General features: G+C 46.7%; 13 protein-coding genes. 8 read left to right on the plus strand and 5 right to left on the minus strand.

The genetic code is table 11. From position 1 onward, the window contains the following. Positions 1 to 6: 6 nt before the first annotated feature. A complete protein-coding gene (locus NOG12_RS09350; RefSeq protein ID WP_267463283.1) occupies positions 7 to 1,734 on the minus strand; it encodes a potassium/proton antiporter in 1,728 nt (575 codons plus the stop codon). Between the two features lie 69 nt (positions 1,735 to 1,803). Between NOG12_RS09350 and rdgB the strand changes: the two genes are divergently transcribed. Both rdgB and hemW read left to right on the plus strand, forming a co-directional pair. Continuing rightward, on the plus strand, positions 1,804 to 2,418 hold the full coding sequence (gene rdgB / locus NOG12_RS09355; protein WP_313933078.1) for an RdgB/HAM1 family non-canonical purine NTP pyrophosphatase: 615 nt from the start codon (positions 1,804 to 1,806) through the stop codon (positions 2,416 to 2,418). Positions 2,419 to 2,423: 5 nt separating this feature from the next. Continuing rightward, entirely contained in the window at positions 2,424 to 3,572 is a 1,149-nt protein-coding gene (gene hemW, locus NOG12_RS09360; protein WP_202912519.1) for a radical SAM family heme chaperone HemW, read from the plus strand. Here the strand turns inward: hemW and trmB are convergent. Next, positions 3,569 to 4,285 carry a tRNA (guanosine(46)-N7)-methyltransferase TrmB gene (trmB, locus tag NOG12_RS09365; protein ID WP_153827201.1) on the minus strand — a complete coding sequence of 239 codons (717 nt, stop codon included), beginning with the start codon at positions 4,283 to 4,285 and terminating at the stop codon, positions 3,569 to 3,571. The two genes, hemW and trmB, sit on opposite strands and share 4 nt — an antisense overlap. A gap of 142 nt (positions 4,286 to 4,427) precedes the next feature. Continuing rightward, positions 4,428 to 5,513, minus strand: a complete 1,086-nt coding sequence (locus NOG12_RS09370) for an OmpA family protein (protein ID WP_313933079.1) — start codon at positions 5,511 to 5,513, stop codon at positions 4,428 to 4,430. A 140-nt stretch (positions 5,514 to 5,653) separates the two neighbouring features. Between NOG12_RS09370 and mutY the strand changes: the two genes are divergently transcribed. The 4 genes from mutY to NOG12_RS09390 all read left to right on the plus strand — a co-directional run bounded on the left by mutY (position 5,654) and on the right by NOG12_RS09390 (position 9,590). After that, the gene (gene mutY / locus NOG12_RS09375) at positions 5,654 to 6,700 is read left to right on the plus strand and encodes an A/G-specific adenine glycosylase (RefSeq protein ID WP_313933080.1); all 1,047 of its coding nucleotides are present in this window, start codon (positions 5,654 to 5,656) and stop codon (positions 6,698 to 6,700) included. A gap of 63 nt (positions 6,701 to 6,763) precedes the next feature. Beyond that, positions 6,764 to 7,036 carry an oxidative damage protection protein gene (locus NOG12_RS09380; RefSeq protein ID WP_313933081.1) on the plus strand — a complete coding sequence of 91 codons (273 nt, stop codon included), beginning with the start codon at positions 6,764 to 6,766 and terminating at the stop codon, positions 7,034 to 7,036. 191 nt (positions 7,037 to 7,227) lie between these two features. Next, entirely contained in the window at positions 7,228 to 8,340 is a 1,113-nt protein-coding gene (proB, locus tag NOG12_RS09385) for a glutamate 5-kinase (RefSeq protein ID WP_110076404.1), read from the plus strand. Continuing rightward, a complete protein-coding gene (locus NOG12_RS09390; RefSeq protein WP_153827196.1) occupies positions 8,337 to 9,590 on the plus strand; it encodes a glutamate-5-semialdehyde dehydrogenase in 1,254 nt (417 codons plus the stop codon). The genes proB and NOG12_RS09390 overlap by 4 nt, the downstream gene beginning before the upstream one ends. 74 nt (positions 9,591 to 9,664) lie before the next feature. Here NOG12_RS09390 and waaA read toward each other — a convergent pair whose 3' ends face one another. Both waaA and NOG12_RS09400 read right to left on the minus strand, forming a co-directional pair. Beyond that, a complete protein-coding gene (gene waaA, locus NOG12_RS09395; RefSeq protein WP_313933082.1) occupies positions 9,665 to 11,713 on the minus strand; it encodes a lipid IV(A) 3-deoxy-D-manno-octulosonic acid transferase in 2,049 nt (682 codons plus the stop codon). Positions 11,714 to 11,718: 5 nt separating this feature from the next. Beyond that, a complete protein-coding gene (locus NOG12_RS09400) occupies positions 11,719 to 12,459 on the minus strand; it encodes a glycosyltransferase (protein ID WP_313933083.1) in 741 nt (246 codons plus the stop codon). Positions 12,460 to 12,540: 81 nt separating this feature from the next. On the opposite strand from NOG12_RS09400, the gene NOG12_RS09405 reads away from it, so the two are divergent. Together NOG12_RS09405 and NOG12_RS09410 are read left to right on the plus strand one after the other, a co-directional pair. Further along, entirely contained in the window at positions 12,541 to 14,184 is a 1,644-nt protein-coding gene (locus NOG12_RS09405) for a cryptochrome/photolyase family protein (RefSeq protein WP_313933084.1), read from the plus strand. A 10-nt stretch (positions 14,185 to 14,194) separates the two neighbouring features. After that, positions 14,195 to 14,737: a lipocalin family protein gene (locus NOG12_RS09410; protein ID WP_313933085.1), complete on the plus strand. Its 543-nt coding sequence runs from the start codon at positions 14,195 to 14,197 to the stop codon at positions 14,735 to 14,737.

Genomic DNA, 14,737 nt, shown 5'->3' on the forward strand with positions numbered 1-14,737 from the left:
CTCAAGTTAGCCAAGTAGCTTCACCCCTACTTGGCTGATCTCACCATGTTCATTTAACTCGCGCACCGTTAATTGCACTTGGCCAATCTTCAGGTCGTCACCTACCACCACACGACGGTGGAATTTCCGGTCAAAATAATCATTTAATGTGAGCGCAGCCAAATCGTCAGAGAGCTCTCCCAACGGATAAAAGCTAGCTACCTCAGCCAAACTAAGACTGCCACGTAAACTAAAGTCACCAAAGAATTCACTGGTTTGAATTTCTTTCGGTTTACCGCCGGCAGCTAACACTTTACTAATTTCATCAATGTGCTGAACTTTTGCCATCACTATCACCGTATCGCCTTCTTCAAAGCGAGGCTGGTCAACACTCTGAATCCACTCCCCTTGCCGAACCAAACCGACGAATTCTGCCGGAGCATGAATGGTTAAATCAGACCAGTAATGATCACATGCAGGTGAACGTTCACTTACACTGTAAGCTAGCACTTCTAGAGGGTCCTTACTACCTATGCGGTCTAACGGCATGCGCTGGTCAGGCTCAGCAACAGCCGGTACCTCTAACCCCAACCAACGCGCCAAAGGCGCCAACGACCAACCCTGCACTATCAATGACACCATCACCACCATAAACGCGATATCGAAGAACAGTTCTTGGTCTGGCACTCCAGACAACCATGGATACAATGCCAAGATGATAGGTACGGCACCGCGCAATCCAACCCAACTCATGAACACTTGCTCACGCCAAGGGAAGACGAAGGGTAGTAAACTAATAACCACTGCAATGGGGCGCGCAATAAATATCATTAACGCTGCTACAGATAGGGATAGTGGCCAATATTCGATTAGATGCGAAGGCGTCACTAACATGCCTAAAATTAAGAACATCATAATCTGGCTCAGCCAAGCTAAACCGTCTTGCACTTGCAAAATATGAACCAACTGCGGCAACCGTGAATTACCAATTTGGTAACCCATGAGGTAAACCGCCAAGTAACCACTGCCTTGTAAACCACTGGTAATCGCAAACACTACCACCGCTGAGGCTGCGGCAAATAATGGGAAAAACGTGAACTGAACGGAGATTTTACGCGACATCCAAATAAAGGTGCGTCCACCTAACCACCCTGCAGCAAAGCCAATCACTAATTGTTTGACCACATCAAAGCTCATCGCTAGCCAAGAGAACTCGGCTGCAGTTGCAATCATAGTGGTGAGGGTCATGGTTAAAATAATCGCCATCGGGTCGTTGGTACCCGACTCTATCTCTAGCGTGGAAGCTACCCGTTGCTTAATTCGTAGGTTTTGCGATTGGAAGATGCCAAATACGGCAGCGGCATCTGTTGAACTTAGAATGGCGCCTATTAATAAGGCTGTTGGCCATGGTAAATCAAATAACCACACCACCCCAGCCGCAGTAATAGCACAGGTTAGGGCAACACCAACGGTGGCTAAGCTGATAGCCGGCCATAAGGCTACTCGAAAGCGTTCCTTGTGGGTACGCATACCACCATCAAAAAGAATAATAACCAATGCCAATGAGCCAATAAAGAATGCTAGTGCAGGATTATCAAACTCGATACCTAACACGCCCTCTTCGCCAGCAAGCATGCCAACCACGAGAAAGGTTAATAATAATGGAGCGCCCAACCGATTAGATACCACTGCGGCTAAAATACTGACCAGCAATAGTGACCCCATTAATAACATCAATCCGGTGATTTCAATCAATTAGCATTCCTCTTTATGGCTGACTCGTATGGCTCTATAATACCAAGCAAATTAACATATGGGTAAAGTATGATGCGAGAAATTGTTTTAGCTACGGGTAACCCTGGCAAAGTTAAAGAACTGCAAGAGTTATTAGCGCCGTTAGCATGGCAGGTTCGTCCGCAATCAGAATGGCAACTTAGTGATGCCGAAGAAACTGGGCTAACCTTTGTCGAAAACGCCATCATAAAAGCACGTCACGCAGCTTTACATACGGGATTACCTGCTCTCGCTGATGACTCTGGCCTAGCTGTTGATGCCCTACACGGAGCTCCTGGTATTTATTCTGCCAGATACGCAGCTGACCTCCATGGTGGCAAAGCATCCGACCAACAGAATATCGAGAAATTATTACAGCAATTAGCTGAGGTTCCTCCGGCCCAGCGCACGGCGAGCTTTCACTGTGTCTTAGTCTATCTAACGCATGCTGAGGACCCCACTCCTATCATTTGCCATGGCATTTGGCATGGTCATATTTTATCCGCAGCAACAGGTAGCGAAGGCTTCGGCTATGACCCGATCTTTGGGATTGATGAATTAAAGTGCTCAGCAGCACAATTAAGTAAAACCGAAAAGCAGGCCCGTAGTCATCGCGGCCAAGCGTTACGTCAGTTGCTACAGCAATTAAGTTTGGCAAGCCAATGAGCCTGATGCAACTGCCACCACTGAGTTTGTATGTGCATGTGCCTTGGTGTATACAAAAATGCCCTTACTGCGACTTTAACTCCCATGGTTTAAAGCAAGAGATCCCTGAACAGGCCTACATTGCACGTTTATTAGATGATTTGCGAGCAGACTTAGACTGGGTTCAACAGCGGTCACTGCAAAGCATTTTTATTGGTGGCGGAACACCAAGCTTGCTCTCGGCTGCAGCTATTAAGCAATTACTGGACGGCATTGCTAAGCTTATCCCGCTAGCACCTGATTGTGAAGTCACTCTAGAGGCCAACCCTGGCACCTTTGAGACAGAGCGATTCGCCGGTTTTGCGGATGCTGGGGTAAACCGCCTATCTATCGGTGTTCAAAGTTTGCAAGCTGAACAATTAACCGCCCTAGGAAGGGTTCATAATCCACAGCAAGCTATAGTAGCTGCTAAGCATGCTGCTAGTTTGCCGCTACGCAGTTTTAATCTAGATTTAATGCATGGACTACCCGGCCAATCAACCGCCGCAGCCATGGCCGACTTAGACCAAGTTATTGCACTGCAACCACCGCACATCTCATGGTACCAATTAACCATAGAACCAAATACGGTCTTTGCCAGCAGGCCGCCCCAGTTACCTGATGACGATACTCTCTGGGAAATTCAGGAGTTAGGGCATCAACGTTTATTAGCAGCTGGCTATCTGCAGTACGAAGTGAGTGCCTATGCGAAACCGGGTCATCAAAGCCGACATAATCGTAACTACTGGACCTTTGGTGACTACTTGGGTATTGGCTGCGGTGCGCATAGTAAGATTTCACTACCAGAGCAAAATCAGCTGCTTCGATGCGAAAAAATCAAACATCCGCAGGGCTATTTGGATTTAACCAAGCCGCTACGCTATAAAGAATGGCAGGTATCGGACGAAGACCGTCCGTTTGAATTTTTCATGAATTATCTGCGTTTATTCGAAGCAGTCCCTAAACAATTATTCTGCGAGCGCACAGGATTAGCTTTGACTGCAGCTGAAGCCGTGCTTGCGCCGGCATTAGCTAAGCCGGCAGAGCAAGCACTGTTAACTGACCTAGGTGATAGCTGGGAAGCTACAGCGCTTGGTCGGCGTTACTTAAATTCCTTACTAGATCAGTTAGTTTAACCTATCCGGCTAAACTTCAAATCCCAAACGCCATGACCTAGTCGCTCGCCTCGTTGCTCAAACTTGGTAAGGGGGCGTTCGCTAGGACGCGGAATGTATCCTTGGTCTTCCGCTAGGTTACGCCAATTAGCAGCGCCAGACATGACTTCTAGCATATGCTCGGCGTAGTTTTCCCAATCCGTGGCTAAGTGCAAAACACCACCCAGCGCTAATTTAGGTCGTAAGGCTTCAACAAAAGCAGGCTGAATAAGACGCCGTTTATGATGACGCTTTTTATGCCAAGGGTCGGGAAAAAAAACTTGAACCGTGTCTAATGCACCATCGGCAATACAATCTCGTAGAACTTCAACCGCATCGTGTTCGTAAACACGTAAATTAGTGAGGCCTGCAGTTTCGGCTTCCATCAAGCAAGCGCCCACGCCAGGACGATGCACTTCGATTCCGATAAAGTTCTTTTCTGGTGCAGCTGCAGCCATAGCCACTAATGATTTACCCATACCAAAGCCGATTTCTAAGACTGTAGGTGCTTCGCGGCCAAACACTTGGGTTAAATCTAAGAGACCCTGCTGATGAGTTAGCCCCATGGTTGGCCAGCTTCGCTCTAACGCAGCAGCTTGCCCTCTGGTTAAACGCCCTTCGCGCTTAACAAAGCTACGCACAGTGCGAATGTATTTACCATCTGCTTGGGCTTGTTCCAAATTACTATCGCTCATGCTGCCTCTTTATCAAATATCTGTTACTACGAACACGTAAAAACCAAAGGTACTCATTAAGCTGCTTTTTTGCAGCGCTCAATTATGCAAAAAGGCGCCTCAAACGCAAGGTTTGAGACGCCTTTTTTAAGATCACTCTAACTTATTCAGTTACAGGAACTTTCTTAGTCACTTTCATGTGCGCTTCGATACGACGGTTTTTGATGCGATTCTCGCGAGTGTCGTTCGGGTAGCGTGGCTTGCTTTCGCCGTAACCGACAGTGGTTACACGTTCAGCAGCAATACCATAATCGTTAATCAAAGCATCACCAACAGCTTTGGCGCGACGCTCTGATAACTGCTGGTTGAATGTAGCAGGACCAGAACTATCAGTATAGCCTTCAACGGTGATATCCAACTGTGGATACTGTTTCAAGAAATCAGCTGCTGCTTTAATATCAGCTTTCTGATCTGCTGCAATTGTTGCTGAGTTGATGGCGAAGTTCACGATCAAGTCACGCTTAACCACCTCGTTCTCATACTTCACACAACCATCAGCATCTACCACATAACCGGCTTGGGTGTTAGGACACTTATCTAAGTTATCATTCACACCATCGTTGTCAGAATCAGCAACAACCACTGGCGCTACCGGTGCTGCTTGAGCTGGTTCGCTAGCAGCAGTTGAAGACGTGCTGCTGTAACCTGAGTTACCGCCGAAGTACCAACGCAAGCTAGTTAAGAACATAAATTCGGTTAAATCGCCGTCGCTTTGCTGCAAGGCACCTTCAACGGTTAAAGCTAGGTCGTCCGTAAGGTATTCACGATAACCGGCCGATAACCGTAAGAATTGGTTGCTAACGTTGCCAAGCTCGGTCGCGTTGATACCAGCGGCACCGTAGAATTTCTCGGTAAAGTTATAAACGACATCAATACCTAGCACGTTACCGCTAGAATCGAATGAATCTGTTGTTTCTAAGTCACCACGCAAATAATCGTAGTAAACTCGATAACCCCACTCAGGAGTGAACTGGAAACCTGCTTCTAAACCGCCGAAGACAGAGTCAAAACCACCACCGAAGGTGTGTAGTTGGTTGCGTTCTAGCGCAACACGGTCTGAGTCAGTCCCAAACATACCAATGCGTGGACCAACATAAAAACGTCCTGTCTCATTACTCGCTTGAGCAAACACAGGTGCTGACAATAGTGCTGATGCAACAGCTACTGATAGTAATGTTAACCGTTTCATGAGATGCTCCTTATATATTTCTCATAGGGTCAAACTAACCAATGACGCTAAGTATACACTAAATTAGAAAAAACTTCCTACACTGCCAGTCCTTTACGGTATATTTGCAGATGTTTTTAGCGAATATATAGACACAATCAATGAATAAAGCTAGTAAAAGCCTTTCCACTACGGCATTACCCCCGTCAGAGTTCAATCAAACAGTGATTCGCTGGCAATCTGAACACGGCCGCAATGAGCTCCCTTGGCAGCTTGAACAAGACCCCTACCATGTGCTGGTCAGCGAGTTCATGCTACAACAAACCCAAGTCGCAACCGTGATCCCTTATTTTAGTCGATGGCTTCATCATTTCCCAACGCTCGCTACATTAGCTAGTGCCAGTGAGGATGAAGTCTTGACGCAATGGCAAGGCTTAGGTTTTTATCGCCGAGCTCGTAACTTACATAAGGCAGCACAGTATTTACAGGATACTTATCAAGGGCAAATACCGGCTCAGCCACAGCTGCTTCAAGAAGTACCTGGGATCGGACCCTACACTGCCGGCGCCATTACTGCCTTTGCTTTTAACCAACCTGCGGCGCTGGTGGATGGCAACGTTAAGCGGGTATTCTGTCGCTATTTTGGAATCGAACAAGTACCTACCTCAACTGCAGCTGATAAACTCATCTGGCAATTAGCAGAAAGCTATTATCCCGAGCAGGACAACCGCAGTTATGCACAAGGCCTATTAGATCTTGGTGCAACAATTTGTACACCGCGTAAGCCAAACTGTATCAGCTGCCCTTTGCGAGCGAGCTGTTATGCTTATCAACAGCAACGCGTAGATGATTTGCCAACTAAACCGCCACGTAAAACCACGCCGACCAAACCCGGACATTTTATTTGGATAAGCAATGCCAAGGGTATCTTCCTGACTCAGCGTAGTGGTGATGTCATCTGGCCTCGCTTATGGAGTTTCCCAGAAGTAACTGAGCCGCCTCCGAACGCCGCACTGCACGGCCACTTTAAGCATACTTTTTCTCACTACAAATTAGCAGCCCAGGTTTGGCAGTTAGCTCACCCGAATCAACTGGCTGAAACCCTATCCACTGGACTTGAACTGATCAGCTGGCAGCAACTAAAGAATATTGCGCTACCTACGCCGATCAAACGCTATCTAGACAAACATCAACAGAACCCTGGATAGGGTTTGCGTATTGGTAGCAGGGCACGTAAAATTTAGACCACTTAAAATCAAGCGAGGTAATGTATGAGCCGTACTATTTACTGTGAATATTTAAAGCAAGAAGCTGAGGGCCTCGATTTTCAGCTATATCCGGGCGAGCTTGGTGAGAAGATTTTCAACAGCATTTCAAAGCAAGCGTGGGCAGAGTGGCAAAAAAAGCAAACCATGCTTATTAACGAAAAACGTCTTAATCTGATGGATCCAAAGGCTAGAGAGTTTCTCGAGACACAAATGCAAGCTTTCTTATTTGAAGGCAAAGAAGTTGATATTGAAGGCTACACTCCTCCTAGCAAATAACTCCTACGACAAGCCCCTCCACTAGGGGCTTTTCTTTTCCTGCTTTTTACAATCTCTGATGCCCACCTTAGCTTCTTTTAGCTTACGCAGCCTTCTTAATTCCGGGCATATCGCTCATTTATTAGCTAAACCTAGAGAAACCTCATCAAATCTGTTAGACTACATACGAATTTTTCAAAGAGGGAGTAACTATGAAGATGCCTTCCTGGCAACGCGCTGTACTAAAAGTAGGCAGTGCGTTGATAGCCCCAGACGATACAGGAACGAGCAGTAAATATTTGTTAGCTATTGCGCGCTTTATTATTGAGTGCCGTGAACGCGGCCAAGAAATTGTTTTAGTTTCTTCAGGTAGCGCAGCAGCTGGTCGTAAACACATTAGTTACGATGGCGACAGCATTCCCGTAACTATTAAAAAAGCGATGGCGGCCGTTGGTCAAAGTGACATGATGGCAAACTGGTCTCGCTTTTTTGACTTTCCTTGTGCACAAGTCTTAATGACTCATGGTGACCTACGCGACCGTGCCAGATACGTTAGTGTACGAAATACTTTAAAAACATTGTTAGAACACGATGTATTACCTGTAGTCAATGAGAACGATGCGCTTGCCACCGACGAAATGAAAGTGGGTGATAACGATAATCTAGCCGCCATGGTTGCAACTCTCGTTGATGCTGATGCCCTCTTTATCTGTTCAGACATTGACGGCTTATTTGATGCCGATCCACGGGTAAAGCCAGACGCTAAAAAAATCGATGTCGTGAACGAGATCACTGAAGAGATCTTCGCTCTCGCAGGAGGCACGACCAATAAAATTGCCACCGGCGGCATGCGCACTAAAATTGAGGCGGCGGAAAAAGCAACCTCACATGGCATTGATACCTATATTGTGAATGGCCGTAAAGGCGCTACCTTTGAGCACATGCTTCGGGGTGACAATCCCGGCACGCTATTTAAGCGCCAGCAAGACCCTATGAGCAATAAAAAGCATTGGTTACGCCATACTCTGATTGCTCAAGGAGAATTGGTAGTTGATGAAGCAACGGCCAACGCTTTAACCAATGGTGCAGCCCTAACCACGATGGGCATTATCGATATTCAAGGTGATTTTAATCGCGGTGACGCGGTAGTTATCCGTAATGGCGGTAACGCGGAAGCTGTTGCTAAAGGTATTTGTCAGTACAGTTCGCACGAACTACTGCATTTAAAAGGGCAAGAGATTAGCGATATCGCTGAAACCTATGGTTACAGCCCAATCACTGAAGTTATCGAAGCGAACGATTTAATGATTTTGGAGGACGCATGAGTACCCCACTAGCAGAACAAATTTCACAACGTGCGGCAGTTGCTGCCCGAGCTATCGCTACTTTGAGCGAAGCCGATAAAAACACCGTATTACAACGCATGGCAGATGCTATTCGAGCCAATCAAGCAACTATTTTAGAAGTAAATGAGCGAGACATGAGTGCGGGCCGCGATAAAGGTCTATCTGACGCTATGTTAGACCGATTACAGCTGGACCCCGAACGTCTTGAAGGCATTGCCGCTGCTATCGAAGAAATTATTGCATTGCCAGATCCGGTAGGTGAGCGCCTGCCCTTTACCACCCGGCCCAATGGTATGGTGGTAGAGAAAATGCGTATTCCGCTTGGGGTAATCTGCATGATTTATGAAGCACGCCCTAATGTGACCGCAGATGCCGGCGCTTTGTGCTTCAAGTCAGGCAATGCGGTGATCTTGCGTTGTGGTCGCGAAGCTATCGAAACCAGCAAAGCCATCGCTGCTGCCTTACATCAGGCCTTGCGTGAGAGCAACTTACCCGAAGATGTGATTACCGTGGTGCCAACCCCCGATCGCGATTTGCTGTTAGAACTGTTACAGCAGGATCAAAACATCGATTTAGTTATTCCACGTGGTGGCGAAGGGCTGATTCATTTTGTGAGTGACAACAGCAAGATTCCAGTCATTCAGCATTACAAAGGAGTTTGTCATCTTTACGTCGATAAAGATGCGGATCTAGACAAGGCCCTAGCACTATTACTTAACGGCAAAACACAACGCACCGGCGTGTGTAATGCCTTAGAAGGCTTACTCGTTCACCAAGCGGTAGCCGCTAAGTTCTTACCTATGGCAGCCGCAGCTTTAGCTGAAAAACAAGTGGTGATTCACAGCGATCAAGCCTCTGCAAATTATTTTGCTGATGCCGATGTGATTGCTGATGATGCCTTTGGACAAGAATATTTGGCACTAGAGCTAGCCGTGCGAACGGTGCCTGATTTTGCTGCCGCTATTGAGCACATTCAGCAATTTGGCAGTGGTCACACTGAAGTGATTGTGACAGAGAACCAAGACACTGCTGAACAGTTTATCCGCACAGTCGATTCGGCCGTAACCATGCATAATACTTCATCTCGTTTCAGTGATGGTGGTCAGCTTGGCTTAGGCGCAGAAATTGGTATTTCAACCAGTAAATTGCACGCTTATGGCCCTATGGGCCTGCAATCGCTTACGACCGAGAAATTTGTCGTGACCGGCACCGGTCAAATTCGCGAATAAATGAGCACCAGCTTAGGCTGTGTGAACAAAAAACCGGCCCTTGGTGGCCGGTTTTTTTATGCTGGCTGCTTAGCCTAAGCGCTCGTTTCAGTCACCGCTGGATCTTCCTGATCTTGCTGGTATCCAGCCAGCAACAATGGCCAGTCACGAGCTTGTTGCCAATGAAAAACTGAACCTGCCGCTTCTGCCTTTTTTATCTCCTTGTTGAAGGAGCGTAACAAGCGTTCTAAATTAGCTTGCTGCCATTCACCCGGTTGACGAAATTCACACTTGTCAAAGTCAACAATCCAAGCTTTACCGGCATTATCGAGCATCAAGTTATGGCAATTTAGATCCGAATGATAAACCTGCTGTTGATGCAACTGCTTGATTGCTGCCCCCAACCGATACCATTCTGGTGCTGTCAATGACGCTTGCTGTAAGCGTTGAAAAACATCTTTGGCGCCAGGAATTATTGCCACTAGAATATCAGCACGGTAGCCCCATCCAGGCGCCCGTTCAAATTTTGCTGCGAGCGGTTGTGGCACCGGTAAACCAAGTTCGCGTAATTTTAGTAACAGCGAGAATTCTGCCATCGCACGACTGGTTTCGATTGGCTCCCGTTTAAAGCGATCTTTATTTAACTTGCCAACCAAACCACCACGATAATAATGTCGCAGCAGCATCCCCTGCTCACCATGCTCTATAAACCAAGCAGTAGCTCGACCAGTGGCTGAACCCTTCACCTTGTTTTGCTGCGCCCAGTAATCTGCGCTAAAAAATTCAGAGTTAAAATCAGGTAGCGCCTGCGCATCGTACCAATACTCAAGGCCAGGTTTGGGAGATAGACGTTGCATCATTGTTAGGGTCCTTACTAAGCTTGTGGAGGGCGGCAGATGAGCCTCTACATCAGTCAACATCACTGCTGTCGCGCCTTGATCACGAGCAAATTCAGCACTCGCTGCTGCTACCATCTGCTCTCGTAATTGGGGTTGAGCTATAAGTTGTTGCCAAGCTTGCGCTAAAGCCTCGGCATGTGTCACCAGCTTGACTGCGCCTACGGCTTCTAGCCGGCTAAAAATTTCAGCAAAGTTAAATACATGCGGACCAGACACCACTGCGGTCGAGGTGGCCACGGGCTCCAGCGGATTATGACCACCACGTTCTATCAAACTTCCACCAACGAAAGCCACATCAGCAACTTGATACCATAACAGGAGCTCGCCCATAGTATCACCCACTAACACTTGATGTTGAGCGGTGACTTGTTGCTGACTACTACGGGTAACCACCTTGAATTGACGCTGCGCTAACTGAGTTACTGTTTGAAACCGTTCCGGATGCCGTGGCACCAATATCAGCAAGCAATCGGGTTGTTGCGTTAATAATTGGGCAAAAGCGTCTAAAATTTGCTCATCTTCACCCTCATGGGTACTCGCAGCTACTACTACAGGTCGCTGCAACTGTGTTCGCCATTGCTGCGCTTGCTGCTGCAGCGCCTCACTTATTTGGAAATCAAATTTTAAATTTCCACGAACAGCCACCTTATCGGCGGGCATTCCCAGATTGATAAAACGTTGCTGCGAAGGCTCTGTTTGCGCTGCTATCCAACTAATATGCTGCCAAATAGGACCAATCAGCCAAGCATACTTTTGATAGGATTTTGCCGAACGCTCAGATAAGCGAGCATTGACTACTAAGACAGGTATTTGCTGATGGTCAGCGGTTCGGAGTAAATTAGGCCACAACTCAGTTTCTAAAATAATCACGAGACGTGGTACTAGCTTATTAAAAAAACGCCGCATCGCACCAGCCGTATCAAGCGGTAGATAGGCGTGAAAAACCCGCTCCCCAAAGAGTTGCTGCGCCAGCGATCGCGCGGTTGGAGTCATCGATGTTAAGGTAACGGGGAGTTGTGGATACTGCTGCAAGATACGTTCGATAAAGCCGCGCGCTGCAATGGTTTCACCGACTGATACACAGTGAATTAGGATGCCGTCGCGAGCTTGCATGGGGAAAGATTGTAACGCTAAACGTTGGCGCCAATGCTGACGATACGCAGGCGCTTTGCGCCCACGTAGCCATAAATAAATAAACACGAACGGTACTGCAATACAAATCAGTACCCGATACCACAGCGTCATTGCTATTAACGCCAGTACTCTTTAATCCATGAGGTTGGCAGAACTTTACGGTACCACTTACCACTACGTCCTGCGATAGCATCATCTGGATGCGGCCGACCATGGAAAATAATAACCTTCGCACCTTCAGGAATACGCGGCTCTTGAAAAAAGCTTAACGGGAATGGACGCAAACAATGACGTTTGAAACTACGGCACCAGGTTGCTGGCCAATACTTTAGCTTGCCCTGACGCGCCACAAACTGAGTAATAAACTCTTGCTCATTACGGACATCTTTGCGCGAACCAATTGGGTCATTCTTTAAATGCTCTAGAGCATCAACATGAGCGCCGATATTAAAACGAAATACTGAGGTGTTGCCGGTTGCATCGGATTTATCCCATTCTTTAATCACCAAGAAGTCACCTTCCGGTTCAAAGAACTCATCCAGACTACCTACAATCACAATATCAAGATCCAAGAACAACGTAGGACCTTCTAAATCATAAAGAGGCTGCGCAAAACAAGTCAGCTTTAACCAACCGTGTCCAAAAGTCCATGGCTTACGCTGATCAAAATCCTCAAAGCCTATAGCTGGAATAGGCTTCACTTCTACTTCTTCGCGAATACCTTCGTTGTCATCGGTCAAACAAACAAATCGAAACGGCAGGCTAATATTACGGCTAACCATAGAATAAAGTGTGTTGACATAATCAGAGCCGTATTTGGTGCCCCATTTAATACAAATAATGTTTACCGGTTGCATAAGAATGTTATCCAATCAATAGAATGACTATGGTGACCATAATGCCAAATTTTGGGTGATCTGACTACGTTAAATATCGTAATGAGTGCAATGATAGCCAACTTAACCTATGTTTTACCTATGAGCACCTCAAATTTCAATTTACCGCCGCAACTCACCGACTGGCATCCTTATAAAAACAGCCAGATAACTGACCTTTGTCTCATTTTAGGTGACCAGTTAAATGCCAAGCATAGTTGGTTTCAGCAAGTGCAGTCGCAGCGATTGTTCGTTTTTATGGAATTGGCTCAAGAAGCTAATTATGTGACCCACCACCAGCAAAAAATCTTAGCTTTTTTTGCTGCTATGCGCAGCTTTGCCATGGCCCTGCACCAAGCGGATCATCAGGTCCTTTATCTTAGCCTAGATGCTGCTGTTAATAGTGGCAATCTTACCGCCAACTTAGACCAATTAATCACACAGTTAGGTATAACTACAGTTCATCTGCAACAACCCGACGAGTACCGTCTAGACCAACAATTACAGCAATGGGCCACCGTTCAGCCCAGCGTATCGGTTACATGGTGCGATACCGAGCATTTTATCTGTGCTCGAGACGTGCTGCAGCAGTGGTTTGGTGATAAACCTAGTTATCTGATGGAAGCCTTTTATCGTCGCTTGCGCAAACAGACCGGCTATTTAGTAGATGAACACCAGCAGCCTTTTGGCGGGCAATGGAATTATGACAAAAGTAACCGCAACAAATTACCAGCTAAACATAAGGTTCCCGCGCCCTTATTGTTCGCCAATGACACCAGCGAGCTCGCTGATATGTTGCAACGCATGGGGATTAAGACCATGGGGAGCGCCCAACCTGACAAGCTACTCTGGCCGGTAAACCGACAGCAATCATTGCAGTTACTTGATTACTTCCTTGAATATTTACTACCTAACTTTGGGCTCTATCAAGATGCTATGACGGAATCCTCTTGGGCCGTCTATCACGCCCGTTTATCTTTTTCTCTTAATACCAAAATGTTGTCACCTAAATTGGTGATTGAGCGCGCCATTGATTATTGGCAACAGCATCAAGAGCGTATTAGTCTGGCTCAAATTGAAGGCTTTGTGCGGCAAATCCTTGGTTGGCGAGAGTTTGTCCGTGCCATTTATTGGCAGTTTATGCCGAACTACAAAGCGTTAAACTATTTTAAGCATCACCGCCCACTACCCGACTACTTTTGGACCGGCGATACAAAAATGCGATGTTTACAGCACAGCCTATCGCAATCCCTAGACTATGCCTACGCGCATCACATTCAACGGTTGATGGTGATTGGTAATTTTTCGTTGTTAACTGAGCTTGACCCCGATGCCGTAGACCAATGGTATTTGGGGGTCTATATTGACGCTATCGAATGGGTTGAACTACCTAATACTCGGGGGATGAGCCAATTTGCAGATGGTGGCATTGTGGCAAGCAAACCTTATGTAGCCAGCGGTAATTACGTGAATAAAATGTCCAGCTACTGTAGCAACTGTCATTATCAAGTTAAGTTAAAATCTGGCGAAAAATCTTGTCCACTGAACAGCTTGTACTGGCATTTCATTGAACAAAAACAAGAGCTTTTTGCGAACAATCCGCGCATGAGTCTCGTTATCAAACAATGGCAACAGCGCAGTCCTAGCGAGCGCAATGACATCTTAGCAACAGCACAACGCTACCTCGAGCAACTAAATTCACTATAGGAGTTACACGATGAAGATTTGGTTTCGTACGTTACTGTTAGGCGTTGCCTTAACTGGCTTCGGTTTAACCGGCTGCAGTAGTACTCCATCCCCGGTGGCTCCAGTCATTGAAGATTTTGACCCGCAAGGATATCTGGGTACTTGGTATGAAATTATTCGCTTACCCCATAGTTTCGAGGAAGGTTTAGAGCAAGTGAGCGCTGAATACCGACAAAACGCTGATGGCAGCTTAGAGGTAACCAATCGCGGCTATCATACTGCAGATGGTGAATGGCAAACAGCCATTGGCCATGCTGAACCCGTTGCTCCAGCGATGTATAAAGTCACATTCTTCTGGCCTTTTGCCGGGGGATATTACATCAGCAGGTTAGATACCGATGCCGATGGCAATTATTTACACGCTGTCATCACCAGTGATAGCCATGACTATTTTTGGTTGCTATCGCGCCAACCCCAAGTACCTGATAACCTGATAGACGAGGTTCTTGAGCAAGCTGAAAGTTGGGGCTATAAAAAAAGCCGGATGATCTTGGTAGACCACCCGGCTGATTAA

The sequence above is a fragment of the Pseudidiomarina fusca genome, from assembly GCF_032227045.1.
Lineage (GTDB): Bacteria > Pseudomonadota > Gammaproteobacteria > Enterobacterales > Alteromonadaceae > Pseudidiomarina > Pseudidiomarina fusca.

Coding starts and splice junctions, on each gene's coding strand:
- NOG12_RS09390 (WP_153827196.1), top strand. CDS start 8,337: ATGAGTACCCCACTAGCAGAACAAATTTCACAACGTGCGGCAGTTGCT.
- mutY (WP_313933080.1), top strand. CDS start 5,654: ATGAATAAAGCTAGTAAAAGCCTTTCCACTACGGCATTACCCCCGTCA.
- proB (WP_110076404.1), top strand. CDS start 7,228: ATGAAGATGCCTTCCTGGCAACGCGCTGTACTAAAAGTAGGCAGTGCG.
- NOG12_RS09400 (WP_313933083.1), bottom strand. CDS start 12,459: ATGCAACCGGTAAACATTATTTGTATTAAATGGGGCACCAAATACGGC.
- trmB (WP_153827201.1), bottom strand. CDS start 4,285: ATGAGCGATAGTAATTTGGAACAAGCCCAAGCAGATGGTAAATACATT.
- NOG12_RS09370 (WP_313933079.1), bottom strand. CDS start 5,513: ATGAAACGGTTAACATTACTATCAGTAGCTGTTGCATCAGCACTATTG.
- NOG12_RS09410 (WP_313933085.1), top strand. CDS start 14,195: ATGAAGATTTGGTTTCGTACGTTACTGTTAGGCGTTGCCTTAACTGGC.
- waaA (WP_313933082.1), bottom strand. CDS start 11,713: ATGACGCTGTGGTATCGGGTACTGATTTGTATTGCAGTACCGTTCGTG.
- hemW (WP_202912519.1), top strand. CDS start 2,424: ATGCAACTGCCACCACTGAGTTTGTATGTGCATGTGCCTTGGTGTATA.
- NOG12_RS09380 (WP_313933081.1), top strand. CDS start 6,764: ATGAGCCGTACTATTTACTGTGAATATTTAAAGCAAGAAGCTGAGGGC.
- rdgB (WP_313933078.1), top strand. CDS start 1,804: ATGATGCGAGAAATTGTTTTAGCTACGGGTAACCCTGGCAAAGTTAAA.
- NOG12_RS09405 (WP_313933084.1), top strand. CDS start 12,541: ATGAGTGCAATGATAGCCAACTTAACCTATGTTTTACCTATGAGCACC.